This window comes from Arthrobacter sp. FW306-1B-G06A (assembly GCF_058781765.1).
In genome coordinates, this window is record NZ_JBYSXB010000029.1 from 30874 (window position 1) to 57196 (window position 26323).

At 64.7% G+C, this 26323-nt stretch carries 26 protein-coding genes; 14 read left to right on the forward strand and 12 right to left on the reverse strand.

The window, feature by feature from the left end:
* From AC3WJM_RS15425 to AC3WJM_RS15435, 3 genes are all read right to left on the reverse strand, one after another.
* Positions 1 to 834 carry a carbohydrate ABC transporter permease gene (locus tag AC3WJM_RS15425; protein WP_307052942.1) on the reverse strand — a complete coding sequence of 278 codons (834 nt, stop codon included), beginning with the start codon at positions 832 to 834 and terminating at the stop codon, positions 1 to 3.
* Between the two features lie 83 nt (positions 835 to 917).
* Positions 918 to 1913: a carbohydrate ABC transporter permease gene (locus AC3WJM_RS15430; protein ID WP_332602486.1), complete on the reverse strand. Its 996-nt coding sequence runs from the start codon at positions 1911 to 1913 to the stop codon at positions 918 to 920.
* Positions 1914 to 1925: 12 nt separating this feature from the next.
* Positions 1926 to 3281: an ABC transporter substrate-binding protein gene (locus AC3WJM_RS15435; protein ID WP_059388497.1), complete on the reverse strand. Its 1356-nt coding sequence runs from the start codon at positions 3279 to 3281 to the stop codon at positions 1926 to 1928.
* A gap of 185 nt (positions 3282 to 3466) precedes the next feature.
* Between AC3WJM_RS15435 and AC3WJM_RS15440 the strand changes: the two genes are divergently transcribed.
* The 5 genes from AC3WJM_RS15440 to AC3WJM_RS15460 all read left to right on the forward strand — a co-directional run bounded on the left by AC3WJM_RS15440 (position 3467) and on the right by AC3WJM_RS15460 (position 9057).
* On the forward strand, positions 3467 to 4486 hold the full coding sequence (locus AC3WJM_RS15440) for a LacI family DNA-binding transcriptional regulator (protein ID WP_284988616.1): 1020 nt from the start codon (positions 3467 to 3469) through the stop codon (positions 4484 to 4486).
* Positions 4487 to 4814: 328 nt separating this feature from the next.
* Positions 4815 to 5636: an NAD(+) synthase gene (nadE, locus tag AC3WJM_RS15445; RefSeq protein WP_284991247.1), complete on the forward strand. Its 822-nt coding sequence runs from the start codon at positions 4815 to 4817 to the stop codon at positions 5634 to 5636.
* A 255-nt stretch (positions 5637 to 5891) separates the two neighbouring features.
* Positions 5892 to 7607 (forward strand): AMP-binding protein, encoded by a 1716-nt coding sequence (locus AC3WJM_RS15450; RefSeq protein ID WP_492272293.1) that lies wholly within the window; start codon positions 5892 to 5894, stop codon positions 7605 to 7607.
* A gap of 26 nt (positions 7608 to 7633) precedes the next feature.
* Positions 7634 to 8140 (forward strand): MarR family winged helix-turn-helix transcriptional regulator, encoded by a 507-nt coding sequence (locus tag AC3WJM_RS15455; RefSeq protein ID WP_492272294.1) that lies wholly within the window; start codon positions 7634 to 7636, stop codon positions 8138 to 8140.
* 86 nt (positions 8141 to 8226) lie between these two features.
* Positions 8227 to 9057 (forward strand): sulfurtransferase, encoded by an 831-nt coding sequence (locus AC3WJM_RS15460; protein WP_492272295.1) that lies wholly within the window; start codon positions 8227 to 8229, stop codon positions 9055 to 9057.
* On the opposite strand, the gene AC3WJM_RS15465 is transcribed toward AC3WJM_RS15460, so the two are convergent.
* The 7 genes from AC3WJM_RS15465 to AC3WJM_RS15495 all read right to left on the reverse strand — a co-directional run bounded on the left by AC3WJM_RS15465 (position 9044) and on the right by AC3WJM_RS15495 (position 16570).
* The gene (locus AC3WJM_RS15465) at positions 9044 to 9823 is read right to left on the reverse strand and encodes an enoyl-CoA hydratase (RefSeq protein ID WP_307052885.1); all 780 of its coding nucleotides are present in this window, start codon (positions 9821 to 9823) and stop codon (positions 9044 to 9046) included. The genes AC3WJM_RS15460 and AC3WJM_RS15465 overlap by 14 nt on opposite strands.
* Before the next feature lie 79 nt (positions 9824 to 9902).
* Positions 9903 to 10823 carry a 3-hydroxyisobutyrate dehydrogenase gene (mmsB, locus tag AC3WJM_RS15470; RefSeq protein WP_284764097.1) on the reverse strand — a complete coding sequence of 307 codons (921 nt, stop codon included), beginning with the start codon at positions 10821 to 10823 and terminating at the stop codon, positions 9903 to 9905.
* Positions 10816 to 11862 carry an enoyl-CoA hydratase/isomerase family protein gene (locus tag AC3WJM_RS15475; protein ID WP_492272296.1) on the reverse strand — a complete coding sequence of 349 codons (1047 nt, stop codon included), beginning with the start codon at positions 11860 to 11862 and terminating at the stop codon, positions 10816 to 10818. Before AC3WJM_RS15475 ends, mmsB begins: the two co-directional genes overlap by 8 nt.
* Entirely contained in the window at positions 11862 to 13361 is a 1500-nt protein-coding gene (locus tag AC3WJM_RS15480; RefSeq protein ID WP_284991241.1) for a CoA-acylating methylmalonate-semialdehyde dehydrogenase, read from the reverse strand. The genes AC3WJM_RS15475 and AC3WJM_RS15480 overlap by 1 nt, the downstream gene beginning before the upstream one ends.
* 146 nt (positions 13362 to 13507) lie before the next feature.
* Positions 13508 to 14899: a cryptochrome/photolyase family protein gene (locus AC3WJM_RS15485; protein WP_492272297.1), complete on the reverse strand. Its 1392-nt coding sequence runs from the start codon at positions 14897 to 14899 to the stop codon at positions 13508 to 13510.
* Positions 14900 to 14973: 74 nt separating this feature from the next.
* Positions 14974 to 15645, reverse strand: coding sequence for a fasciclin domain-containing protein (locus AC3WJM_RS15490; RefSeq protein ID WP_059388488.1), 672 nt, complete (start codon positions 15643 to 15645; stop codon positions 14974 to 14976).
* A gap of 148 nt (positions 15646 to 15793) precedes the next feature.
* Complete coding sequence (locus tag AC3WJM_RS15495) at positions 15794 to 16570, reverse strand: IclR family transcriptional regulator (RefSeq protein ID WP_284991239.1); 777 nt, start codon at positions 16568 to 16570, stop codon at positions 15794 to 15796.
* Between the two features lie 208 nt (positions 16571 to 16778).
* On the opposite strand from AC3WJM_RS15495, the gene AC3WJM_RS15500 reads away from it, so the two are divergent.
* From AC3WJM_RS15500 to AC3WJM_RS15510, 3 genes are read left to right on the forward strand one after another with little or no spacing between them, the layout of a single operon-like run.
* Positions 16779 to 17495, forward strand: coding sequence for a CoA transferase subunit A (locus AC3WJM_RS15500; protein ID WP_492272298.1), 717 nt, complete (start codon positions 16779 to 16781; stop codon positions 17493 to 17495).
* 26 nt (positions 17496 to 17521) lie between these two features.
* A complete protein-coding gene (locus AC3WJM_RS15505; RefSeq protein ID WP_492272299.1) occupies positions 17522 to 18202 on the forward strand; it encodes a CoA transferase subunit B in 681 nt (226 codons plus the stop codon).
* On the forward strand, positions 18199 to 19404 hold the full coding sequence (locus AC3WJM_RS15510) for an acetyl-CoA acetyltransferase (RefSeq protein WP_492272300.1): 1206 nt from the start codon (positions 18199 to 18201) through the stop codon (positions 19402 to 19404). The genes AC3WJM_RS15505 and AC3WJM_RS15510 overlap by 4 nt, the downstream gene beginning before the upstream one ends.
* A gap of 114 nt (positions 19405 to 19518) precedes the next feature.
* Here AC3WJM_RS15510 and AC3WJM_RS15515 read toward each other — a convergent pair whose 3' ends face one another.
* Complete coding sequence (locus AC3WJM_RS15515; protein ID WP_492272301.1) at positions 19519 to 20079, reverse strand: GlcG/HbpS family heme-binding protein; 561 nt, start codon at positions 20077 to 20079, stop codon at positions 19519 to 19521.
* Between the two features lie 161 nt (positions 20080 to 20240).
* On the opposite strand from AC3WJM_RS15515, the gene AC3WJM_RS15520 reads away from it, so the two are divergent.
* The 6 genes from AC3WJM_RS15520 to AC3WJM_RS15545 all read left to right on the forward strand — a co-directional run bounded on the left by AC3WJM_RS15520 (position 20241) and on the right by AC3WJM_RS15545 (position 25175).
* On the forward strand, positions 20241 to 21464 hold the full coding sequence (locus AC3WJM_RS15520) for a sensor histidine kinase (protein WP_492272302.1): 1224 nt from the start codon (positions 20241 to 20243) through the stop codon (positions 21462 to 21464).
* On the forward strand, positions 21461 to 22087 hold the full coding sequence (locus AC3WJM_RS15525) for a response regulator (protein WP_492272303.1): 627 nt from the start codon (positions 21461 to 21463) through the stop codon (positions 22085 to 22087). The genes AC3WJM_RS15520 and AC3WJM_RS15525 overlap by 4 nt, the downstream gene beginning before the upstream one ends.
* A gap of 98 nt (positions 22088 to 22185) precedes the next feature.
* Entirely contained in the window at positions 22186 to 22770 is a 585-nt protein-coding gene (locus AC3WJM_RS15530) for a dihydrofolate reductase family protein (RefSeq protein WP_492272304.1), read from the forward strand.
* 66 nt (positions 22771 to 22836) lie between these two features.
* Positions 22837 to 23403: an HdeD family acid-resistance protein gene (locus AC3WJM_RS15535; protein ID WP_059388482.1), complete on the forward strand. Its 567-nt coding sequence runs from the start codon at positions 22837 to 22839 to the stop codon at positions 23401 to 23403.
* 63 nt (positions 23404 to 23466) lie between these two features.
* Entirely contained in the window at positions 23467 to 24273 is an 807-nt protein-coding gene (locus AC3WJM_RS15540; protein WP_059388485.1) for an exodeoxyribonuclease III, read from the forward strand.
* A gap of 32 nt (positions 24274 to 24305) precedes the next feature.
* Positions 24306 to 25175 (forward strand): DUF8083 family protein, encoded by an 870-nt coding sequence (locus tag AC3WJM_RS15545; RefSeq protein WP_284754665.1) that lies wholly within the window; start codon positions 24306 to 24308, stop codon positions 25173 to 25175.
* Between the two features lie 12 nt (positions 25176 to 25187).
* Here the strand turns inward: AC3WJM_RS15545 and AC3WJM_RS15550 are convergent, their stop codons facing one another.
* Positions 25188 to 26246, reverse strand: coding sequence for a LacI family DNA-binding transcriptional regulator (locus AC3WJM_RS15550; protein WP_307052896.1), 1059 nt, complete (start codon positions 26244 to 26246; stop codon positions 25188 to 25190).
* Positions 26247 to 26323 lie beyond the last annotated feature (77 nt).

Sequence of the window (26323 nt, forward strand, 5' to 3'; positions counted from 1 at the left end):
TTACTTGACTCCTCCGGCGGTCAGGCCGCCCACTAGGTAACGCTGGAAAATCAGGTACAGGATGACCACCGGGGCAGCACACACAAGGGAAGCTGCCATCATCTGGCCGTAGAAGGGAATCGCGCCGCCTTCCTGCGAGGCACCGAAGACCTGGAGCGCGACGGCGGCCGTCTGGCTTTCGGGCCGCGTCATGACTGAGGCGAACAGGACGTCGTTCCAGCCGAGCAGGAAGGCGAAAATGCCGGAAACGACGACGCCGGGCCAGCTCAGCGGGAGGATGATCCGCACCAGCACGCCCAGGTTGCTGGCACCGTCGATCCTTGCCGCTTCTTCGAGTTCGCGCGGCAGGCCGCGCAGATAGGTGACCATCACCCAGGTGGAGAACGGCATCGCGAACGTCAAATAGGTGATGAACAAGCCCCACTGCGTGCCGATGACCTGGATGCCCAGATAGGTGGCGGACGAAGAGAACAGGACGAAGACCGGAAGGACCATGAGGGTGCCGGGAACCGACTGGAGTCCCAGCAGCCCGCGAAGGATCGTCAAGCGGCCGCGGAACTGGTAGCGGACCAGGACGTAGGCGGTGGCGATCGACATGAGCGCGGAGACAACGGCGGTGGAACCGGCCACAAGCACGCTGTTGGCCAAGCCGGTGGCCAGTCCAACGCTCGTCCAGATGGTCGAGTAGTTCTCAAAGGAGAAACTGGACGGGAAGAACTCGCCCCTGGCCACGCCGATGTCCGAGTTCACGGACGCGAGGAAGATGTACGCCACCGGAATCAGCACCAGGGCACACAACAGAGTCAGGATGATGGCGAGCATCGGCCCTGGCATGAGCCGGGTGACTTCATGCTGGCGCTTGGAGCCCGGACGGAAGTCCTCCTTCGATTTGCGTCCGACGGCGGTAGTTGCGGTGCTCACTTTTTGCCTCCGGGTGTTTCGGCGTCGTCGAGTTTGACGGCACGCAGATAGACGAACAAGGGAATCGCGATCAGGATCAGCGAGATGAACGCCATGGCCGCGCTGAGCCCGAACCGGAAGCTCTGGAAGCTGGTGACGTAGGTGAGGATCGGGAGCAGTTCCACATCGGACGGAGCAGGTACCCCGAACAGGACGAACGGCAAGGTGAAGTTGTTGATGTGGTGCAGCATGCCGATCAGGAATGCCAAGGAGAGCGGACCCTTCAGGTAAGGGAACACCACGTAGCGGAGCTTGTTCCACCACAGGGCGCCGTCAAGGGCCGAGGCCTCGTGGACCTCATGGTCCACGGACTGGAGCCCTGACAAAGCCAGCAGGTAGACAAACGGCCAAGACGCCCAGATCTGGACGAGGATGAGCGTCCAATACGACTGGGGACCGTTGAGCCACAGTCCGGGGTCGATGCCCACCGAATGCAGCATGGAGTCGATGACGCTGCCCGGCTGGAACATGGTCCGCCACACCGTCGCCACCACGAAGGAAGGGAGGACGTAGGGGATCAGGAAGATGGAACGGATCACTGCCCGGCCCTTGAACGCGTTCTGGGTGGCGACTGCCCCGGCGATGCCGAGCGGGATAGTGACCACCATGGCGAGCAAGGAGTAGCTGACGCTGAGCCAGATGGCGTGCAGCAAAGGCGATGCGGTCAGCGCTTCGACGAAGTTCTGGACTCCGATGAACGGAGCGCTGACCCACTTGCGCAGCGAATACTGGTCCAGATCCAGCCCCGACATGAAGATTCCGAGCAGGAGCGGCACCACGATGATGATTGTCATCAGCAGGCCGCCTGGAATCAGCATCCACAAGGGGCGGTTGCGTTCGCTCAGCCCCTTGCGACGCCGGGAAGTGTCATTCGGTGACTGCGGGTCCGGCTTGGCAGCGCGGGACGACTTGCGGCGCGTGGACTTGCCCGCAGTCAATGAATCGGTGGACATGTCAGTTCCTACTTACTTCGATGCCCGGTCGAGTGAGGCCTGGCCCTTGGTTTGTGCGTCCTTGAGGCGCGTCTGGAGGCTCGAGTCGTCCACGGAACCCTTGGAGAGATCAGGGATCGACTGGACCACGACGTTGAGGAGAGCGAGCTGGATGTCGCCCCAGGCTCCGGTGAACGGCGTGGCCTTGGACTTCGCCGCGGTATCGGCAACCGGTTGGAGCGCGGGGTTGCTCAGGGCCTTCAGGGCTTCGGCGTTGGCCGGCAGGTCTCCGAAGATCTTCTGGTAGTTCAACTGCTCGTCCTTGGACGTGATCAGGTTGATGTAAGCGAAGGCAAGGTCCTTCTGCTTCGAGTAGTCGGCAACAACCACGTTGTCACCGGACAGGATGCTGGCCGCATTCGCACCGTCGCCCTGCGGAGAGGACTGGCCCGGGGCCGTCGTCGGCATGGCCGTGTAGGCGTACTTGCCCGCGACAGCCGACTTGTCGAGCGTCGGGAGGGAACTCGACGTCGTCATCATGAGGTATCCGGCCTTGCCTGAGGCAAAGGCGGCAACGGCGTTGCTGTTGCTCCACCCGATGGAAGCCGGATCGACGATCTTGTCCTTAGTAAGCCAACCGAAGTAGGTTTCATAGGCCTTCTTGACGGCCGGGTCGTCAAGCTTGAGCGTCTTGCCGTCCACGAGCGGGTTTCCTGCCTGGACGGACATGGCCCAGATGAACTTCCAGGGGTCGAAGTTGTCCTTGTACCCGGTGGCCAGGCCGAAGGTGCCGGTGGACGCGTCGGTCATCTTCTTGGCCTGGGTTGCGAGCTCGTCCCAGCTAGTGGCGGGCTTGTCGATTCCGGCTGCTTTCAGGATGTCCTTGTTGTAGGCCATCACGAACGGCCGGCTGACAAAGGGAATGCCCGCTTGGTGCTGGGCGTCCGGGCCGGAAATTCCGAGGGCGGCCTGGTTGAACTTGTCCTTCCCGCCTACCTTCTTCCAGTCGTCGTCGGACAACGTCACGAAGGCCTTGGTTGCGTACGCGGTGGGCGTGAAGGTGGTGCCAAGGCTGTAGACGTCGGGTCCCTGTCCGGAGACGACGGAGGTCTGGATGCGGGTCAGTTCGTCGTTGGCCGACGCGAACGTTTCGAATTCGACATCGGCACCGGTCTGGGCCTTGAACTTGGCCGCAATGTCGGTGAACCACTGCTTTTGCTGGGCAGAGTACTGGTTGTTGACGCCTGTCAGGACGCTCAGCTTCTTGCCCTTCCCGTCGACGGGCCCGACGCTCCCCCCGGAGCTGGTGCTTCCGCCTCCACAGGCGGTCAGAGCTAGGGCGGCTGTTACGACAACAGCGGCAAATTTGGCGGACGATGCAAACTTCATTGTTTTCCTCCCTGGAGACCCGATGGCCTCATTGGCGTGGTGCGCGTCACATCGGGTGATTTCTCCGAGTCTAGGGAAGCGCAACAGCGATGACAAGCGATTGCCAAAAATTGTCATCGGTGCTGCAATTGTGGGACAAGTCACTCGTTGAAGAGCGGCTGCGGCAGATGAGGAACACCTAGGCGATGGCAGAACTCCAGCTCCAGTCACCAGGCAGGCAGCCCACTATCCGCGATGTGGCGGAGCTTGCGGGAGTGGCAACATCAACAGTCTCGAGGGCCCTGAGCAATCCCGGCCGAGTGAACCGGGTAACGCGCGAGCGGATCGAAGAAGCGGCCGCGCAACTGAATTACATTCCAAGCTCCCAGGCCCGCGGGCTCAGCTCCGGACGCACCCAGACAGTTGCCGTCCTGGTTCCGGACATCACCAATCCGTTCTACTTCGACATCATCCGTGGGACGCAGCACCAGTTGAAGGCCGCCGGCTACACGCAATTGCTCGTAGACACCGAGGAATCAGCGGAGATGGAAGCAGATGCCCTGCAGAAAATGCGCCGCTCGGCAGACGGATTCATTCTTGCCGCGTCCCGCCTGACGGATGCGCAGCTGGCCGAGGCGGCGGCACAGCAGCCTTTGGTCACCATCAACCGGGCTCCGGCTATCGCACCCACCGTGGTGATCGATACGCCGTCAGCCATCATCCAGGCGCTGGAACATCTGGTCTCGCTGGGGCACACACGTATTTGCTTCGTTGGAGGCCCGGCCACGTCCTGGTCCAATGCCAAGCGGTGGCAGGCATTCCAGGACGAAACCACCGAGCGGAAGCTGACCACGTTCAGCGTGGGGCCGTTCGCGCCCAAGACCACCTCCGGAGCGGCCGCAGCGGACGCCGCAGTGCACACTGGGGCCACTGCGTGCATTGTCTTCAACGACCTGCTGGCCATCGGAATGCTGCAGCGCCTGCGCGAACGCGGTATTCGGGTGCCCGATGACATGAGCATTGTGGGCTGCGACGACATCTTCGGAGCCGATTTCTGCAACCCTCCCCTGACCACCATGGCGTCGCCCATTGAACAGGCCGGGCGAGTGGCCGTCTCCATGCTGTTGTCCAGGCTCAATCCCCAATACGGCGGCACCAGCCGGCGCCTGGCGGTCATGCCCACGCACCTCACGGTCCGGGCGTCGACGGGCACCGCGCCGTCGTAATCCCCACCGACGCTCGCTCACTTATAGTGCGTTTTGGCGCGACCCTCGCTCACATCATGAGCGAGCGTTCCTCGATTAGCGCCCATATCTGAGCGAGCGATCGTCGAAGTAGCTCGGGGGTGGTGACAAACAGCCCGGACACACGACGGCGCAGCCCCTCCCAGGACGCTCGCTCACTTATAGTGCGTTTTGGCGCGACCCTCGCTCACATCATCTGAGCGAGCGTTCGTCGATTGGCGCCCATATCTGAGCGAGCGTTCCTCGATTGGCGTGACACTTGAGGTGACACAGTTGAGTGTTTCAAGTACTGGTTACTAGTGTTGGGGACATGCGCACACTCCAGGCCACGATCATTGCGGAAATGGGCGTCCAGCCCCGGATCGACCCTGCCGAGGAGGTCCGCAAACGCGTCACGTTCCTGAAGGAATACCTCAAGGCCACACACACCAAGGGCTTTGTCCTGGGCATTTCCGGCGGACTCGACTCTTCCCTTGCCGGCAGGCTTGCCCAGCTGGCCGTCCAAGAGCTTGAGGCCGAGGGCGTCGAGGCGAACTTCGTGGCCGTCCGACTCCCTTACGGCACCCAGCACGATGAGGACGACGCCCAGGCCGCGCTCGACTTCATCCAGGCCAAGACCGAATGGACATTCAACATCTCGCGCGCAGTGGACGGTTTCGAGGATGAGTTCGAAAAGACCACGGGCGCGCGCATCTCGGATTTCCACAAGGGAAACACGAAGGCCCGGGCCCGCATGACCGCCCAGTACGCCCTCGCCGGCGAGCACAACTACCTGGTGATCGGCACGGACCATGGAGCCGAATCCGTCACGGGGTTCTTCACCAAGTTCGGCGACGGCGGCGCGGACATCCTGCCGCTCTTCGGCCTCAACAAACGGCAGAACCGTGCACTCCTCGCCGCGCTGGGCGCCCCGTCCCGCATTTGGGACAAGGTCCCCACGGCCGACCTCCTGGACGGCACACCCGGCCGCACCGACGAGGACGAGCTCGGCATCAAGTACGACCAGATCGACGACTACCTCGAAGGCCGGGACGTCTCCGACGAGGTCGCGGAGACCATCGAACAGAAGTACCTGCGCACGCGGCACAAGCGCACCGTTCCGGTCACGATTTTCGACACGTGGTGGAAATAGCAATCGCCTGAACCGGCGCGCCGCCGTCACGCCGAGCGACTTTTTGCAGCGCACGACGGCGATCTGCCGCGCCGTAGCGGGGGGCGCCGCCGTCGTCATTCCACAAAAGCCTGCCCTGCGTGACGGGACGCAGCACCGCACGGCTGCCTCTTCCAAACCCTTGGATGTCCTAGTATATTGCAGGTGAGGCGGATCACACGGGCAGCCCCTTCCCGGTCCGCGTTTACCCATTCCACGCAGGGCGAAAGGCAGACAATGACAGTCACCGACGACTTCCGTGCAGCCCGCGACCGGCTCCTTGAGCTGCGCACCGACTACTCCCGCGCACACAGCGAATTCCAGTGGCCCCGCTTCAGTGAGTTCAACTTCGCGCTCGACTGGTTCGACCAGATCGCAGCCAATCCCGGCACGGCCAACAACCCTGCGCTCGTCATCGTCGAGCAGGACGGTAGCTCCACCCGCCGCAGCTTCGCCGAGCTCTCCGCACGGTCCTCGCAGCTCGCCAACTGGCTCCGAACCAAGGGCGTCCGTCGGGGAGACCGCATGATCATCATGCTCGGCAACCAGGTGGAACTGTGGGAACTCGTGCTCGCCGGGATCAAACTCGGTGTGGTCCTGATCCCCACCACCACGCTCATGGGCCCACGCGACATCGCGGATCGCGTGGAACGCGGCGGCGCCCGCTGGGCCGCAGTCGGAAGCGCCAATATCGCCAAGTTTGCCGAGGTCCCGGGCGATTACACCCTGATTGAAGTGGGCGACGGCCAGACCCCCGGTGCCCTTCAGTATGTCGAATCGGGTTCCGCAGAGACGACGTTCGTCCCGGACGCCCCCACCGTCGCCGACGAAACCATGCTCCTCTACTTCACCTCGGGCACTACGTCGCGGGCGAAGCTGGTGGAGCACACCCACACCTCGTATCCGGTCGGGCACCTCTCGACGATGTATTGGATCGGCCTGGAGCCTGGAGACGTCCACCTCAACGTGGCGTCCCCCGGTTGGGCCAAGCACGCGTGGTCCAACGTTTTCACGCCCTGGATCGCCGAGGCCTGCGTCTTCGTCTACAACTACGACCGCTTCGATGCCAAGGCCCTCATGGAACAGATGGGCCGCGAAGGAGTCACGAGTTTCTGCGCCCCGCCCACAGTATGGCGCATGCTCATCCAGGCCGACCTGACCCTGCTCAAAACCCCGCCCACCAAGGTGGTTTCAGCGGGCGAACCGCTCAACGCCGAGGTGATCGGGCAGGTGGAGAGGGCCTGGGGCCAAACCATCCGCGACGGCTTCGGCCAGACAGAGTCAACAGTCCAGGTCGCGAACACTCCGGGGCAGCCGGTCAAGACAGGCTCCATGGGACGGCCGCTGCCGGGCTACGACGTCGTGCTCGTTGACCCTGCCACTGGCGAAGAGGCCGACGACGGCGAGCTGTGCTTGCGCCTGGACCCCCGCCCCGTGGGGCTCATGAAGTCCTACTTCGGCGACCCGGAAAAGACGGCCGAGGCTTTCCGCGACGGTTATTACCACACGGGCGACATGGCCAGCCGGGACGGGAACGGCGTCATTACCTACGTGGGCCGCGGGGACGATGTCTTCAAGTCATCGGACTACCGCTTGTCCCCTTTCGAACTCGAAAGCGTCCTGATCGAACACCCCGCGGTGGCGGAGGCCGCCGTCGTGCCCTCTCCGGATCCGGTGAAGCTTTCGGTGCCCAAAGCGTTCGTGGTGCTCGCCGCCGGCTACGAGCCCGGCCCGGCTGTGGCGGAGGACATCCTCAGATACTGCCGGCAGCATTTGGCGCCATTCAAGCGCATCCGGCGGCTCGAATTCGGCGAACTGCCCAAGACGATTTCCGGCAAGATCAGGCGCGTCGAACTTCGGGGCACGGAGGTGGCCCGCCATGGCGATGGTCCGCTGCCGGCCGGCCTGGGTGTGGAGTACACCGAGGACGAGTTCCCGAGTCTGAAAGAATAGGCAGCCAAGCAATGTCAGGAGGTACCGTGGGCAGCCCACTCCCCCGCGACCCCATCGCCGACGCCCAGCGAAACTGGGAACGCCACGGCTGGGGCGACGTCGCCGCGCCCATGGCGGCCATCACCGCGATCATGCGCACGCAGCAGATCCTGTTGGCGCGGATCGAGGGGGTCTTGAAACCGTATGGCCTGACCTTCGCGCGCTACGAACTCCTGGCGCTACTGAGTTTCGCCCGCAGCGGCGCGTTGCCCATGAACAAGGCCAGCGCATTGCTCCAGGTGCATCCGACCTCGGTGACCAACGCCGTCGACCGTCTGGAAAAGGCAGCCCTCGTGGTCCGCTCCCCGCACCCCACTGACGGGCGCACCACGCTGATCGAACTCACCGCGGAGGGCCGCACCCTCGCGAAGCGCGCGACGACGGCGCTCAACAACGAGGTGTTCGGCCAGTCCGGTTTCGGGGACGAAGACGTCGAGCACCTGATCCGCGTACTGGGAGACTTCCGCAAGGCGGCGGGCGACTTCACGGACTGAACCCCACCGGCGTAGGCCCACCACCTCTTGACCACATTGCGAGATACACATATCAAATAATGAGACTCGCACGTAGCATTGTGGCCATGAGCTCAGCCGTGGAACCCTTTGTCGACGTCGAATGGTTATCTCAAAACGGTCGCCGCGTGGTACTGGCCGATGTGCGCTGGTACCTCGACGGGCGCTCGGGCCGGGCGGCGTACGACGGCGGGCACATCCCCAGTGCCGTTTTTGTCGACCTGGATCGATGGCTCTCGGCTGAGGGATCGCCTCTCAAGGGAAGAAACCCGCTCCCCCCGCCGGAAGATTTTGCCCTTGGGATGCGGGAAGTGGGAATCAGCGACGACGACATCGTGGTGGCTTACGACGACGCCGGCGGAGTCATCGCCGCACGCTTGGTTTGGATGCTGCGCGCCACAGGCCACAGCTCCGCCATTCTGGATGGCGGGTTGGCGAGCTATGAAGGGCCCTTGGAAACCGAACATCCTTCGAGGCCCGGAGGTGATTTCACCGCACAACCGTGGCCCAGGAACCGCCTGGCGGAGATCCACGAGCTCTCGATCGAATCAAACCTCGCCGTGGACGCACGCAACCGCGACCGATTCGAGGGCAGGCAGGACCCCATCGATCCAAGGCCCGGGCATGTGCCCGGCGCGCGGAACGTCCCGTGCAGGGAGAACCTGGACCCCGCCGGGAAACTGCGCAGCAAGGCCGAGTTGCTGCGCATCTTCGCCACGGCGGGCATCACATCGGCCGAGAACGTGATCAGCTATTGCGGGTCCGGGGTGACGGCCTGCCACAATCTTTTAGCCCTGGAGCACGCCGGCCTCGGACAAGGGCGGCTCTTCACGGGCGGGTGGTCCCAATACGGCCACGCGCTCGAATACCCGGTCGAGCTCGGGCCTAGCGGTGCTTGAACTCCGGCTGGCGCTTCTCGGTGAACGCCGCCATGCCTTCTTTTTGGTCCTCGGTGGCAAACAATGAGTGGAAGATCCTGCGCTCGAACAGGACACCCTGGGAGAGGCCGGTTTCGAAGGCTGCGTTGACGGCTTCCTTGGCCACCATGGCAACCGGTTTGGACTTGGACGCGATCACTTTGGCGGCCTCCAGGGCCTCCTCCACCACGGATGCGGCGGGCACGACGCGGGAAACGAGTCCCGCCCGCTCGGCTTCATTGGCGTCCATGAACCGCCCGGTGAGGATCATGTCCATCGCTTTGGCCTTGCCCACGGCATGGGTCAACCGTTGCGAGCCGCCCATGCCCGGAATGACGCCGAGGTTGATTTCCGGCTGGCCGAACTTGGCGTTGTCCCCGGCAATGATGAAATCGCACATCATGGCAAGTTCGCAGCCCCCGCCGAGGGCGAAACCGGACACCGCGGCAATCACGGGAATGCGCAGGCGCGTGAGGTTTTCCCAGGCGCGGAACCAGTCGGCGGCGTACATTTCCATGTACCCCTTGGAGGCCATCTCCTTGATGTCGGCGCCGGCCGCGAAGGCCTTCTCGGAACCGGTGATCACCACGGCGCCCACCCCGGGATCCGCATCCATGTCCGACACGGCGGCCACGATCTCATTCATGGTGGCCTGGTTCAACGCGTTGAGCGCCTTCGGCCGGTTCAGGGTCACCAGGCCTACCCGTCCACGGAGTTCCACCAGGATGTTTTCGTACTGCTGCGCCAAGCCGTGCCCCTTTTGTCGGTTGCTCAGTTGTGTCGGTTGCCCACGTTGTGGGCCCCCGGAAATGACCTACCCGCCAAGGCTACTTGGCGGACTTGTCCCGGATGTCCGTGATGATGCCGGAGAAGTCGCGCCCGGCTCCGCCTTCGGCGGCGAAAGCGTCGTAAATCCTCGAGGCGAGGTGTCCCATTTGCCCGTCCACTCCGGTGCTCTCAAGCGCGTTGACCGCGAGCCGCAGGTCCTTGGCCATGAGCGCTCCGGCGAATCCGGGCTGGTAGTCGCGGTTGGCCGGGCTCGTGGGAACCGGTCCGGGAACCGGGCAGTTAGTGGTCAGTGCCCAGCACTGCCCCGAGGCGTTGGAGGCGACGTCGAACAACGCCTGGTGAGTGAGGCCCAGCTTCTCGCCCAGCACGAACGCCTCGCTGACGGCAATCATGGAAACGCCCAGGATCATGTTGTTGCAGACTTTGGCGGCCTGCCCGGCTCCGTGGTCGCCGCAGTGCACGATCCTCCGGCCCATGAGCTCCAGGATCGGCTTCACCGTTTCGAAGTCCTCGGGCAGTGCCCCCACCATGAAGGTCAGGGTCCCGGCTTCGGCACCCACCACGCCTCCGGAAACCGGCGCGTCCACGGAGCGGTGGCCAGCCTCCAGCGCAATGGCTGCTGCCTCGCGTGCCTCGTCTACGTTGATCGTGGAGCAGTCGAGGAACAGCGTGTCCGGCGCAGCTACCGAGAGCAGGCCCGGTGCTCCGTCCACTCCCCGGTAGGCGTCCAGGACGTGCTTGCCGCTGGGCAACATGGTCAGGACAACGGAGGCCCCCGCGACCGCTTCCGGGGCGGAATCCACCGTGGCAATACCGTGTTCACGCGCCGCCTCGAGTGCTGCCGGCACGGGATCGTACGCGACGACGTGATGCCCTGCTTTGACAAGGTTCACGGCCATCGGGCCGCCCATGTGGCCAAGGCCGAGGAAAGCGATGGTGCCGGAAACTGCGTCAGACATGGTCGGACTCCTTTGAATGAAGTTTGAGTTCACGATCGCCGAGCGGCGCGAAGAAGCCCTCGACGGCGGCCGGCGACACCTCCGCCAGGGAAGCCGGCTTCCACTGCGGGTTGCGGTCCTTGTCCACCACCTGGGCACGGATCCCCTCGCGAAAATCAGGCCCGGCCAGGCACCGCACGCCAACGCGGTATTCCTGCTCCAAGGCCTCGTCGAGGGAGAGCCCCTTGACCCGCCGCAGCGATTCCAGGGTGACCTTCACGGCTGTAGGCGACTTTGCCCCGATCGTCTCGGCGGCTGAAGCGGCTTCCCCGCTGGCGTTGCGCAGCCTCGCGACGATTTCCTCGGCGTCATCCGAAGCGTAGGCGTCGTCGATCCACTTGCGCTGGCCGGACAACGCCGAGGCCGGCGGTTCCTGCGCGAAGCGCCCGACGGCGGCCTCCGCCGTCGAGCTTTCCAGCGCTTCCGCGAGCGCGGGCAGGCTTTCGGACGGGACGAAGTGGTCCGCGAGCCCCAGGAACAAGGCGTCAGCTCCGCTTAAATGGGCACCCGTGAGGGCGGCGTGGGTACCGGACTCCCCCGGCGAGCGGGAGAGCAGAAGGGTCCCGCCGACGTCGGGCACAAAACCAATGGTGGTTTCCGGCATGCCCGTGCGGGTCCTCTCTGTGACCACACGGGCTGAGCCATGGGCCGATATCCCGACCCCGCCGCCGAGGACCAGTCCATCCATGAAGGCCACGTAGGGCTTCGGGTACCGGGCAATGAGTGAGTTCAAGCGGTATTCCGCAGCCCAGAAATCCGCGGTCCGGTCTCCGCGGCGCAGGATGTCGTCGTAGATCGCCACGATGTCCCCACCCGCGCATAGTCCGCGGTCCCCGGCGCCGTGCACCAGAACGGTCTTGACGGCGTCGTCCTCCGCCCACGCGGTGAGCTGCTCCAGCATGGCGTGCACCATGCCGGCGGTGAGGGCGTTGACGGCCTGTGGCCGGTTCAGGGTGATGACGCCGAGGTGGCCGCGCTTCTCGAACAGGACCTCGGCCATCAGCTGCCGGCCGGCATCACGAAGCTGGCGCCCTGGCGGATGCCGGAGGGCCAACGGGTGGTGACCGTCTTGGTCTTGGTGTAGAAGCGGAACGCGTCCGCGCCGTGCTGGTTGAGGTCGCCGAAGCCCGAGGCCTTCCATCCGCCGAACGTGTAGTACGCAATCGGGACGGGAATGGGAACGTTGATGCCCACCATGCCCACTTCGACGCGGCTCGCGAAGTCGCGGGCAGCGTCGCCGTCGCGGGTGAAGATCGCGACGCCGTTGCCGAACTCATGCTCGGAGCAGAGCCGCAGCGCTTCTTCGTAGTCAGCTGCGCGGAGGACGCTCAGGACCGGGCCGAAGATCTCCTCCTTGTAGATGGACATGTCCTTCGTGACGTTGTCGAAGAGGGTGGGGCCCACCCAGAAACCTCCGGCGTAGCCGTCCACCTTCAGGTCGCGCCCATCGGTGACGAGCGTGGCACCCTGGTCGACGCCGGCCTGGATGTACCCCTCGATACGGTGTTTCGCCGAGGCGGCCACGACAGGTCCGAAGTCCGAATCCGCAGCCAGGCTGGGGCCCACCTTCAGGCCCTTGATGCGGTCCTGCAGCTTCGAGACGAGCTGGTCCGCCGTCTCCTGGCCAACCGGCACGGCCACCGAAATCGCCATACAACGCTCGCCGGCGGAACCGAAGCCGGCACCGATGAGGGCATCCGCTGCCATGTCAAGATCGGCGTCGGGCATGATCACCATGTGGTTCTTGGCGCCGCCGAAACACTGGGCGCGCTTACCGTGGGCCGCTGCCGTGGCGTAAATGTACTGGGCAATCGGCGTGGATCCAACGAAGCCGATAGCCTTCACCCGCGGATCCTCGAGGAGGGTATCCACGGCTTCCTTGTCGCCGTTGATGACGTTGAAGACGCCGTCCGGCAACCCCGCCTCGGTGAAAAGTTCCGCCAGGCGCAGCGGCACCGAAGGGTCGCGCTCCGAAGGCTTGAGGATGAAGGCGTTGCCGGCCGCCAGCGCGGGGCCGGACTTCCAGAGCGGAATCATGGCCGGGAAGTTGAAAGGCGTGATGCCCGCGACGACGCCGAGCGGCTGGCGCAGCGAGTGGACGTCGATGCCGGTGCCGGCGTTGTCCGAAAATTCGCCCTTGAGCAGGTGCGGTGCCCCGGCGGCGAACTCCACCACCTCGATGCCGCGCTGGATATCACCCTTGGCGTCGGGGAAGGTCTTGCCGTGCTCGGACGAAAGGAGCGTGGCGAGTTCGTCCATGTGCTCGTTGACCAAGTCCACGAACTTCAGCAGGATCCGGCCGCGGCGCTGCGGGTTCATGGCGCCCCATTCGAGCTGGCCTTTCTCCGCGCTCGCAATGGCGTTCCTGACCTCATCAGCACTTGCCAGGGGAAGCCGAGCCTGGACCTCGCCGGTACAAGGATTGTAGACATCGCCAAAGCGCGTGGAGGTGCCATCGACCCTCTGGCCGTCAATGTAGTGGGAAAGTTCGCGCACCATGGAATGCTCCTTTGCATAGGGGGAATGCCCGCCATCGGCCTCGAAAGCGCAAGTCCAACTGCGCTCCCGGACGTCTTTGATCCCGAATATACTCGGACTTCCTACTAATTTCTAGAGGACGTCAGCTCGTGCCCAGGTGGCCTGGCTCAACGAGGAAGCGAGCCGTAGGCATCCAGGGCCTCCCGCCGCGAGGCCTTAAGGTCCACCACCGGCTCCGGATAGTCCGCCGTGGACAGCTCAGGGATCCACTGGCCAACGTATCTGCCATCGGGATCGAATTTCGCTGCCTGGGTCTCCGGATTGAAGATCCTGAAGAAAGGCGAGGCGTCCGCGCCGGAACCGGCTACCCACTGCCAGTTCGCAGGATTGGACGCAGGATCGGCATCCACCAAGGTGTCCCAGAACCATTGCTCGCCCACTTGCCAATGGATGCCCAGGTTCTTCACCAGGAGGCTGGCGGAAACCATGCGGACCCGGTTATGCATCCATCCCGTGTGCCACAATTGCCGCTGGCCGGCGTCCACCATGGGGAACCCGGTGCGGCCCTCCTGCCATGCGCGAAGGAGGTCGGCGGCCTCCGTGACTTCCCCAAGCGGGCCTGCACCCTGACCAACCGGCCAAGCCCACGGGTAGTGGTCGAAACCGGGCCGCAAATTGGCCGTTGCCAGGTCCGGATGATGGAAGTATTGGTGCCAGCAGAATTCACGCCAACCGAGTTCCGAGGCGAAAACGGCCGCACCGTCGCCCGGTTCCCGGCGCCGGCCCTGCTGGGCATGCCACACCTCGAACGGGCTGAGCTGTCCCCACCGCAAGAAGGGCGACAACCGGCTGCTGCCCGGCAGGTCCGGCCGATCCCGGTTCACCGAATAGTCCGCCAGCCCGTGCTCCAGGAAGTCATCAAGTAGCTCATGCGCCTGGGCCGAACCCGGCTGCCAGCTTTCGGCCAGTCCGGCAGACCAGTCGGGGTTCCGCGGCAACAATCCCCAAGAGTCCAATTCCTCGGATTCGGGGAGCTGGCCGGAGAATCCGCGGCCGGGTTCCGGAGCCTCCAGCGGTTCACGGAAATCCAAGCCGGACACAGCCCGCCAAAAGGGCGTGAAGACCTTGAACGGCCCCCCTTGCTTCGTGGTGACGGCCCACGGTTCATGCAGCAACGATGCCTGGAAACTCTCCGAGTGCATTCCGGACTCGCGCGCCCAGGCCTTGATGCCGGCGTCGAGCGTTCGCTCTGCCTCGCCGTAACGGCGGTTCCAGTACAGCGATCCGGAACCCATCGCCGTCGCGGTCTCCCGGACGATCTCCGCCGCCCGTCCGCGGCGCAGCAAGAGCGGCACGCCCAGGGCGGCGAGGTCTTCGCGAAGGGCAAGCAGGGAATGATGCAGCCACCATCGGGAGGCTCCGCCAAGCGGCCTGATGCCCGGCGATTCCTCGTCGAGTACATAGAGCGCGACGGCGGCGCCGTCCTCGGCTGCCGCCCGCAGCGCCGGGTTGTCCGTGGCCCGGAGGTCGTCCCGGAACCACACGATCGACGGCTTCACTATTTCCCCTCGGATTTCGCGCAAAGGCCATGCCCCCTAGGACGAATCCTAAGGGGCATGATCTGTGTTGAGATTTACTTAGGCATCAGGACGGAGTCAACCAGGTACACCGTGGCGTTGGCAGTGTGGACGCCGCCGCAGATCACGGCGGAACCTCCGTCAACCTTGAGTGCGTCCTTGGTTCCCGTAACGGTCACGGAGTCGCCCTCAACCGTCTTGTGGGTTCCCACGATCTGGTCCGGGGTCAGCTGGCCGGGGATGACGTGGTAGGTGAGGATCTTGCTCAGTGTAGCGTCGTCGGTCTTGAGGCCGTCGATGGTGGCGGCGGGGATCTTGGCGAAAGCGCTGTCCACGGGAGCGAAGACAGTGAACTGGCTGCCATTAAGCGTGTCCACCAGGTTGACCTTGGGGTTCAGCTTGCCGGACACAGCGGCCGTGAGGGTCTTGAGCAACGGGTTGTTGGAAGCGGCCACGGCTACGGGGTCGAGCGCCATGCCGGCAACGGAACCTGCACCGCTGGGAACCTGGGAGGCGTAAGCTGCACAGCCCGGGCCAACCAGGTCTTTGCTCGGGTCCATCGCGGCACTTGCCGACGCTGAGGGGGTCGCTGCCATGGTGGACGACGGGCTCGGAGCCGCCGATGAGGGTGAAGCCGTGGTAGCGGAGCCGCCACATGCAGTGAGGCCCAGCAGGGCGGAAGCGGCGAGGCCGGCGATCGCAAAAGACGTGCGCTTTGTAGCAAGCATGACATTTCTCCTTCAAACGGACTGACATTCGGTGCCGGTTGATTCCGGCGTGAAAGCACTTCACCCTTGCGGGCTAAGTCCTTATGCCAGCTATTCGGAGGTGCGGGCCACAGGGATGGGTGAGTTTCAAAACTTAATTTGAAAGGGGTTAAGCGGAGCTCATGCGGTGGGCTTCTTCCATGAGCAACTTGCCGAGGAATTCCTGGCGTTCAGGACGGAACCGCGGTTCGATCCCTGTGAGGGACAAAGCGCCGATTGGCCGGCCCAGCTGGTCGAAGACGGCGGCGGCCATCCCCCAACTGCCCTCCAGCACCAAACCGGGATTCACCGAGTACCCGGCCATCCGGGTCTGCTCAAGGTTCCGGCGCACCACGCTCTCGGTGTGGCCAGCGGCGAAGTCCCCGGCGTGCCGTTCCCAGCCGGACAAGATCGTTTCCTGCTCCTCGTCCGCCAGGAAGGCCATGATCGCTGTGCCCGCCGACGCGACGCCGAGCGGGAACCTGACGCCTTCGTGCAAAACGAACGACCGCACCGGGAAGCTGCCTTCCTCGCGAAGCACGCACACGGTTTCGTGGCCACGACGGATCGAATAGAAGGCGCTTTCGCCGCTCTCCTCGGCGAGGCGGCGGAGGCTGGGCCGCGCCAGGTCCTCAACCGGGAACCGGGCCGCCGCCACCGAGCCCAGGAGGAAGATCTCCGGCCCCAAGATCCAGTTACCGGTCCGCTGATCGTGGTCCAGCAGGCCTTCAGCGGCGAGGGACGCGAGCAAGCGGTGCACCGTGGGGCGGGTCAAGCCCGACTCGCGGACCAGGCCAGCGATGGACATGCCCTCCGGCTTGCGTCCCACGAGCCGGAGGAGCGCAGCGACCCGGCCTACCACTTGGGCGCCCTGGACCGGCTTGGTTTGCGGATGCTGAGTTGGCAACGCTACCCCTCTCCAAAGATTTCCTCCACAATGTGGACACTTCAAAGAGTAGCGTCCACACTGTGCAAGTTCAGCCTTGCTGGCCAAGGAACGCCGTTGACCCTCCGCGCAGAGCCGCCCTATGCTCCTTTTCAGACCGCCAACTCAGCCCAGTGTCCACAAAGTGGATAGCTGCTGAGCGACCCAACTCAAAGACGAGGACAACGCCATGGCCAAAATCCACCCCAGCGCCGCCGTTGCACTACAGGACGTCCTCCGCGACGGCCAGACGATCGCCGTCGGGGGCTTCGGCCTCAGCGGCATCCCCGCCGACCTGATCGACGCCGTCCGCGACTCGGGCGTCAAGGAGCTGACGGTGGTTTCCAACAACATGGGCATTGACGGCAAGGGCCTCGGCGTCCTCATCGAAGCCGGCCAGGTCCGCAAGGTCATCGCCTCGTACGTGGGAGAGAACAAGCTCTTCGCCGAGCAGTACCTTTCCGGCCAGCTTGAGGTCGAGTTCGCTCCGCAGGGCACGCTCGCCGAACGCCTCCGCGCCGGCGGGGCAGGCATCCCGGCTTTCTACACGCGGACCGGCGTCGGAACCCTGGTTGCCGAGGGCAAACCGCTCGAAGAGTTCGACGGCGTCACGTACGTCCGCGAGCGCGGGATCGTCGCCGACGTCGCGCTGGTCCACGCCCATACCGCGGACACGGACGGCAACCTGATCTACCGCTACACGGCCCGGAACTTCAACCCGGTGGTGGCGACGGCGGGAATCGTGACCATCGCGGAGGCCGAAGTGATCGTGCAGCCCGGCGAATTGGACCCGAACCACGTCGTGACACCCGGCGTCTACGTCCAGCGGCTGGTCCAGGCGAGCGGCCGGGCCAAGGACATTGAACAGCGTACCGTCCGGCCCCGCACTGAAGCCCTGGCCGTCTGAACACCACCAAGCGAAGGAGTACCACCATGGCATGGACCCGCGACGAGATGGCCGCCATTGCGGCCCAGGAACTCAACGACGGCGATTACGTCAACCTCGGCATCGGCATTCCCACCCTCGTAGCCAACAACCTGCCCGACGGCGTACGGGTCGTGCTGCAGAGCGAGAACGGCCTCCTCGGGATGGGGCCTTTCCCCTACGAAGGCGAGGAAGACGCTGACCTCATCAACGCCGGTAAGCAGACCGTCACAGTCCTGCCCGGCGGCAGCATCTTCGACTCCGCGACGTCGTTCGGCATGATCCGCGGCGGACACGTCAAGGTTGCCATCCTCGGCGCCATGCAGGTTTCGGGCAACGGCGACCTCGCCAACTGGACCATTCCGGGAAAGATGGTCAAGGGCATGGGCGGCGCCATGGACCTGGTGGCCGGGACACCGCGCGTCGTGGTCCTCACCGAGCACAACGCCAAGGACGGGAGCGCCAAGATCGTCCGGGAATGCACCCTGCCGTTGACGGGCCTCCAGGTGGTGGACCGCATTGTCAGTGACCTCGCGGTGTTCGATTTGTTCAAGAACGACGACGACGGGCGGCAGCTGACGCTGACCCGCCTCGCGCCCGGGGTCACCGTCGAAGAGATCCGAAGCAAGACGGGGGCCGCGTTCACGGTCTCCTTGGAAGAAGCCGCCCTCGAAGGAGCCACAGCATGAGCCTGCAACACCAGTTCGGCAAAGACGTCCTCCTCACCGGCTGGGGACACAGCAAGTTCGGCAAACTCACGGACGAGACGCTGGAGTCCCTGATCGTTCAGGTGTCCGCGGAGGCCATCCGGAACTCGGGCCTTGAGCCGCGGGACATCGATGAGATCTACCTCGGCCAATTCAACTCGGGCATGCAGCCCCTGGGCTTCACGTCCTCCTTGGCCCTGCAGCTGTCCGAGGACCTCGCCAACGTGCCCGCAACCAGGACCGAAAATGCCTGCGCCTCCGGTTCCGCCGCATTCCAACAGGGCGTGAAATCCGTGCTTGCCGGGACGGCCCGCAACGTCCTGGTGATCGGTGCCGAAAAGATGACCGACGCCGGGGCCGACGTGGTGGGAGCCGCACTCCTTGGCGCGTCCTACGAGATGGCAGGCAAGGCCTCCACCACCGGCTTCACGGGACTGTTCGCCGAGGTAGCCAAGCACTACGAGAAGCGCTACGGAGCGGGCCTGGGCGGAGCGGATCTCGGCGACGTTCTTGGTTCCATCGCCGCCAAGAACCACCACAACGGCATGGACAACCCCTACGCGCAGATGCACCGGGACTTCGGCGAGGAGTTCTGCCGGACGGTTTCCGAGAAGAATCCCATGGTGGCCGAACCGCTCCGCCGCACCGACTGCTCCCCCGTGTCCGACGGCGCCGCCGCCGTCGTGCTCTCCCTCGGCCCGGCGTCGGGCGCTGCTACTGAACCCGTGCGGCTGGCGGGCTTCGGGCACGCAAACGGCTTCTTCCCGGCAGAACGCCGCGACCCTACGGAGTTCGCGGCCACGCGGGTGTCCTGGGAGCGCGCGCTGGGGATGGCCGGCGTCGGGATCGACGGGCTGGACTTCGCCGAAGTGCACGATTGCTTCACGATCGCCGAACTGATCATGTACGAGGCCATGGGACTGACGCCGCGCGGCGAGGGTTCCCGCGCGGTGCAGGAAGGCTGGGTCTACAAGGACGGCAAGCTGCCCATCAATGTGTCCGGCGGGCTCAAGGCCAAGGGCCACCCCGTGGGCGCCACCGGGGTATCGCAGCACGTCATCGCGGCCATGCAGCTCACGGGAACCGCGGGCGCGATGCAACTGCCCAACGCCCGCCGCGGCGCCGTACAGAACATGGGCGGCGTAGGCATCGCGAACTACGTGAGCGTCCTAGAAGCAGTCTAGCCTCGGTATTTCACGGGGCGGCCACCCCAACTGACTCGCAGTTGTTGTCGTTTTCAGCCCGCATAACGACAACAACTGCGAGTCAGTTGGGCACCCGGAGGTGCAGGCGCGGCCCTACTTCGCCGCTAGCACCGCCGCACCAGCTGCCGCGCAGGCTTCGTCCAGGGCGCCGTCCGGCGCACCGCCGACGCCGATCCCCGCCACGGACACGCCGTTCACCTTGAGCGGCACTCCGCCGGGCAGGAAGAGTGTGCCCGGGAGGTCGGCGATCGACGGTCCGTTGCCGTTGATTCGCTTGGCGAGTTCGCTGGTGGGCGCACCGAAGGCGGCTGCGGTGTAGGCCTTCTGCTTGGCGGCCTCGATGGTGTGTTCGGCCGCATTGTCGCCGCGGAGCAAGGCTTGGACTGTCCCGAAGCGGTCCACGAGCGCAACCGTGACGAAAGGAAGCTTGTCGGCCTGGCACTTCGCCAAAGCGGCGTTGACTGCCTGGCTGGATGCACCGACGGTGATGCGGTTCTGGGGGACCACGTTTTCCGCGGAGGGACTGACGTCAACGGCGGCCGTCGCGGTTTTGGCCGCGGCGGGCGTCACGGCGTTCGCGACGGCGGTTGCCCCTCCGGTCAGGAGCAAGGCTCCAACGGCAGCGGCGGCAAAGGTCTTGTTGGACTTCTTCATGGTGGTCCTCCGGGAGGTCGGCAACGGGTACAGTTCCATGCTTCCCGCAGGGCTCCCTCACCACATCCGGCGCTCGTCGTGCCCGGCCTCATCCCTTCCGGTCCCGGTATCAGCCAAAAGGCGGAGAGACCAGCGACCTGAACGCGCCTAGCATGGGAAGAATGCCGGAATCTCCGAACAGGATGGCCTCCCGTCCCGCTGCCTTCCGCCCCACCCGGGGCCCGATCGATGCAGTGGTCCACCTCAGCTTCGCCGTGCTCATGGTGGCATCCGGCGTGCGCTACGTCCTGCGGCACAGCCCGGCCGACAATCTCTGGACTGTTGCCCTGGCTGCCGCGGTCTGCGTTCTCTATGCAGTGGTGGCGGTGCTGGCCAAGCGGCGCCAACCGTGGCTGTTGTGGATGGTGGCGCTCGTGCTCGCCTGGGCCGTACTGGTCATTGCCGCACCGAGTTTCGCTTGGTGCTCCTTCGCTTTGTTTTTCCTGTCCCGCGCGGCCTTCAGCGGTTGGATCGCCTATCTGGCCGCGGGTTTGACGGCAAGTGCCACGGCCATCGGGCTGTTCCGCCTCAGCGGCGACACCGACGTAGCCATGCTGCTCGGGCCCATCGCCGCAGCGGTTCTGCTCACGTTGATCTACGACCGCATTGAGGACGACGCCGCGCTGCAACGCCAACTCCACGCCGACGTGTCCCAAGCGCAGGAACGCCTGGCCGCGAGCGAACGCGCGGCCGGGATCGCCGCGGAGCGCGAACGTGTCTCGAGGGAAATCCACGACACCGTCACTCAAGGCCTTGCCAGCAGCCTGCTCCTGCTCGAAGCCGCGCAGCGCTCGTGGCCTGAAGAGGGCGCGAAAGCGGAAGTGCAGAAGGCCGGGACCCTCCTGCGGCAGAACCTGGCCGACACCCGCAGCCTGGTCCACGAACTTTCCGCCCCTGGCCTGGAGAGCGGACCGCTGCCCCAGGCCCTCGAACAGGCCGCCCGCCAATACCTCGACTCCGTGATCGTCCACGTCACCGGGGATCCCCGCCCGGTACCGGCCGAAGTTCGCCACGCCCTGATGCGCGTGACGCAAAGCGCGGCGGCCAACATCAAGCTCCACGCCCACTCTCAACAGGCCAGTTTGACGCTTGGATTCCTGCCCGGGGCCGTCACCCTGGACGTGTTCGACGACGGCCGCGGCTTTGATCCCGTTGCGGTACCTCCGCCGTCGGAAAAGGGCGGCTATGGCCTGCGTGCCATGCGCCAACGGGTGGAACAACTCGGCGGGGTATTTTCGGTGGAGAGCTCCCCCGGAGAGGGAACCGTCGTAGCCGCGCAACTACCGCTGCCGGTTACAGAACCGGATCAAGCACACCAGTCGCCCATCAAGAAAGACGCCCCATGAACCCCATTTCGGTCCTGCTCGTCGATGACCATTTGGTGGTCCGCAGCGGACTCAAGGCGTTGCTCGGCACCCAGCCGGACATCACCGTCGTCGCCGAAGCCGCATCGGGCGAGGAAGCCCTCGTCATTACGCAACAACACCCGGCCGACGTCGTCATGATGGACCTCGCCATGGGCGAGGGCATGGACGGAATCGAGGCGATCAAGCGATTGCTCCAAGCGAGCAAGCAGCAAGCGGTATTGGTGTTCACCACCTATGATTCCGATGCCGACATCGTGAGGGCCGTGGATGCAGGTGCCATGGGCTACGTGCTCAAGGACGCCGCGCCGGAGGAGATCTTCGCAGCGGTCCGGGGCGCGGCCCAAGGCAAGAGCGTCATGAGCGCGCCTGTGGCCAGCAAGCTGTTCCAGCAATTGCGAAACCCGGACGAGGTCCTCACCCCGCGCGAAGCCGAACTGCTCAGCCTCCTCATTCAAGGCCTCAGCAACCGCGAGCTCGGCAAACGGCTATTCATCTCCGAGGCCACGGTCAAGACGCATTTGGCGCACATCTACGCCAAGCTCGGCGTCGAGACGCGGGCCGCGGCGATTGCGGTGGCCATCCGCCGCGAGGGGATGCGTTAAGAAAAAATGCGGGTGCCGGTGTCGATTTGGCCGGTCGCCATTCGTATAGGGGGTGACCGGGCCGCAGAGAGCGGTCCGCAGGAGCAAGGGAGCATGTCATGCGCCAGATAAATGCCACGTTGTCCATCACCCTCGACGGAGTCATCCAGGGCCTGGGCCGTCCGGACGAGGACACCCGCGGTGGCTTCACCCACGGTGGGTGGGGCGGCAGGTACAACGACGAGGTCATGGGCCGTGAGATGGGCAAGGGCATGGCGAAAACCGCGGACATGCTGTTCGGACACCGGACCTGGACCGATTTCATCACCGCCTGGGGCACCCGCGCCGACGACAACCCGTTCACCGTGTACATGAACGCGGCATCGAAGTACGTTGTGTCAAGGACGCTGGAGAACGCCGACGCCTGGCAGAACTCCATCCTGCTGTCCGGCGAGGCCGCAGAGACGGTGGCCATGCTCAAGGCCGAGCCGGGCAACGATCTGACGATCATCGGCAGCGCGTCGCTGGTCCGCTCCCTGCACGCCGAAGGCCTCATCGACAACTTCACGCTGCTGATCCACCCGCTCACCCTGGGTACCGGGACGCGGCTGTTCGAAGGTCCAGCCCCGCTGACCGAGTTCGAGCTCACCGGCTCCGTCACCACCACCAAGGGCGTGATCATCGCCCACTACACCCGCCGATAACGAAAGGGGTGGCCTCACGCGTGCCGGCCCATTCCCCAGCTACCGCGCCGGGTCTAAACTGACCCTATGTCCGACACCGCAGGACGCAAGTTGTTTCAGCATTCAGGAACGGCGCTGATCTTCCGGGGAGCTTTGGCCCTTCTCTTGGCCTTCCTGGTCGCTTCCCTGCCGGTCGCCACGGTGTTTGCCCTCGTCTACGTGTTTGGCGTGTACGCCATGACCGACGGGCTCACCAATATGGCCCACTACTTCTACGATCCCGCACGCCACTCCCGCTGGAGCCTGATCGGCGGCTTCATCTCGGTCGCGACCGGCATCGTTGCCGTTTCGTGGCCGGGAATTACCGCCGCGGCACTAGGCGTCCTCATAGGAGCATGGGCCTTGGTCCTCGGGGTTTCGCAGATCATCCTTGCCATGGACACCAGGACGACGGTCAGGGCTTGGTGGATTTGGATGTTGACGGCGTTGGTCACAACTTTGTTTGGGCTCTTTGTGCTGGTCAATCCGGGCGCGGGATTCCTGGGCGTAGTGGCACTCCTCGCGACATACTCCGCGGTCAGCGGCGTTTTGTTGATCGCCTCCGGCATCAAGCTCCGCAGGCGCGCCTCCTCTTCGGTAATGCTCGCCCATTAGGCTTGCGGCAGCAATCTGCTGCGAGGGGATGCGCAAGGTCCCAAGTTCGGTAAGTTAGTGGCTGTGAAGATAGCTACCTGGAATGTAAATTCGCTCCGCGCACGTGCCGACCGCGTCGAGGCCTGGCTGCAGCGCAGTGACTGCGACGTCCTCGCCATGCAGGAAACCAAGTGCAAGGACGACAACTTCCCGTGGGAGCTCTTCGAGCGCATGGGCTACGAGGTTGCCCACTTCGGCCTGAGCCAATGGAACGGCGTTGCGATCGCCTCGCGCGTAGGGCTCGACGACGTCGAACGCACCTTTGTTGACCAGCCCGCCTTCGGAAAAGCCGGCAAGGATCCTGTCCAGGAAGCCCGTGCGATTGCCGCAACGTGTGGCGGCGTACGGGTGTGGAGCCTGTACGTTCCGAACGGCCGTTCCCTGGACGACGAACACATGCCGTACAAGCTCAAGTGGCTGGACACCCTGAAGGGCCACGCCGCCGGCTGGATCACGGAGAACCCCGAGACCCAGGTGGCGCTCATGGGCGACTGGAACATCGCGCCGCTTGACGAGGATGTCTGGGACATCGATTACTTCAGGGCGAACGCACTCACCCACGTCAGCGAACCCGAGCGCGAGGCCTTCCGGGCGTTCGAAACGGCCGGTTTCACCGACGTCGCCCGCGCCTACACACCAGGTCCCGGCGTCTACACCTACTGGGACTACACACAGCTGCGGTTCCCCAAGAAGGAGGGCATGCGCATCGACTTCGTCATGGCCTCCCCCGCGCTGGCCGCCCGCGTCACCGGGGCGTCGATCGACCGCGAGGAACGCAAGGGCAAGGGCGCCTCGGACCACGCTCCCGTGATCGTGGAGCTTACGGACTGAGTAGCAACAATGACGGAGGAGGCGGGCCCGCGATGAGCGGAAAGCTATACGGGAGCCAGGCAGGACTGCCCTTCTCTTCAGCGTTGCGCGTCTACGAACCGCTCGAAGCGTTCCCCGAAGACCAGCGGCAGCAGCTCGTGGCGAGCGGTACCCGCAGCGGCTCGCGGGCCGCCGTCGAAAATGCCGAGCTGCTCGCTTCCCTCGGACGGGTCACCCGCAAGGGCGGGGACCCCTTCCCCACCGGGAGCACCGATCTGGTCCGCATCACACGGGTTCCTTCCGGAGACCGGAACGATCCCGACGCCGGGCGGCTGCTCTACTGCCCCAGCCAGCTGGTCATCCGGGCAGGATTGGCGGCCAATGCCCTCATGGAAGGTATCCACGGACCGCTCGCGGACCTGCTCATCCCCGTGGACCAGCGCGACCGGCACCAGGCTCGCATCGACCGCATCAACGCCAGTCATGACGCGAAGCGGGTGCACACGCGGGCCTCCACGTGGGGGATCCCCTTCAGCTGGTTCTCGCTGTTCCAGGAATCGGACCGCAAGGATGTCGTGGAGTCCGGCGGCCGCATCCTGACGGTCAGGGTCTGGGCCTCACTGACCGATGCTCTGGACCGGGCACGCTTCGCAGTAGCCAACCTCGCCCTTGCAGCCCCGGATCTGGACATGCTGGACGACCTCACCCAGCTCACCGAATGGCTCGAGTTGTTCCATGTGCAGTCAATGGTCGAGCTGGACTACGGTGCAGTGGCGGACAAGGTGTACCCGGACGAGTCGCCCATGGACGTCAGGCTCGGCATCGAATGCCTGGCCGAGGGGGACATGACGGGAGCGGCCGCGGCGTATCGGAGGCTGGCTTCCCGCTGGATCCCCATCAGGCAGTTGGCCCGGGCTTCCTAGCTTTTGGGGTTCCTAGCTTTCGGGCCGCGGCGGGGCGGTGGTTTCCCGCACGATCAGCCGGTGGGCTGCTTTCATTGACCGCACGGAACCTGTGGCCCCGGCCAATTCGTCCAACAGCATGCGCGTGCCCAATTGGCCTTGTTCCACGGGGTCCTGGGCTACGGTTGTCAGCCCCATGGCCTCGGCGAATTCATGGTTGTCGATGCCGATGATGGACAATTCTTCCGGTACGCGGACGCCACGACGGCGTGCCTGCAACATGGCCCCCATGGCCATTTCATCTGAGGCACAGAAGATCGCTGTCGGCTTGGGTCCAGGTTTGCTCCAGAGCTCGTCGAAGGCTTCCTGGCCACTGCCCACAGTGAAGTTTCCGAAGATGTCCCATTCCGGCGGCATCGAGAAGCCCGCGCTCGTCATGGCATCCGTGAAGCCGTCAACGCGCAGCCGCGGCACGGTGAAGTTCAGGTCGGAATCGTCCTGGCCGTGGAGCAGCGCGATCTCCCGATGCCCGAGGTTCAACAGATGCATGGTGGCTTCCACCGAGGCGGCGTAATCGTCGATGCCGATGCTGGGGCAATCCTCCACTGGACCGCCGACAATGACCAAGGGGATTTCGATCCTTTGGAGATCGGCAATTTCCTCAGGCGTCAGGGACATACAAAGGACCAGGAGCGCATCGATCTGCTTGTAGACCATCGTCTTGCTGAAGAGCCGTTCCCGCGCTCCGCGCTGGCCGCCCAAGTTGAACAGGGACAGGTTGTAACCGCGGGCGTGGAGCTCACGGTCCACGCCCTCGATGGCCTTGAAGAAGAACCAACGGTCCACGTAGGGGGCCAGGACACCAATCGTCCTGGTACGTCCCGTGGCCAGTCCCGAAGCAGACGACGACGCCACATACCCAAGTTCTCCCGCGACCCTGAGGATCTTCTCCCGGGTAGCAGGAGATACCCGGGGAAGGCCGCGCACTGCGCGGGAAACGGTGGCGGTGGAAACGCCAGCGGCCTGTGCGACATCCTCAATGCTGGCTCCTGCGTGGCCGCCACGCTGGGACCGTTCACTCGTTTTCGCCACTCAAGCCCCCTCAAGGAATCCGTGCGGAAGCCGGGGGTTCCTTCCCAGACGGCAGATAACCAGCGTATTCCGCCTGG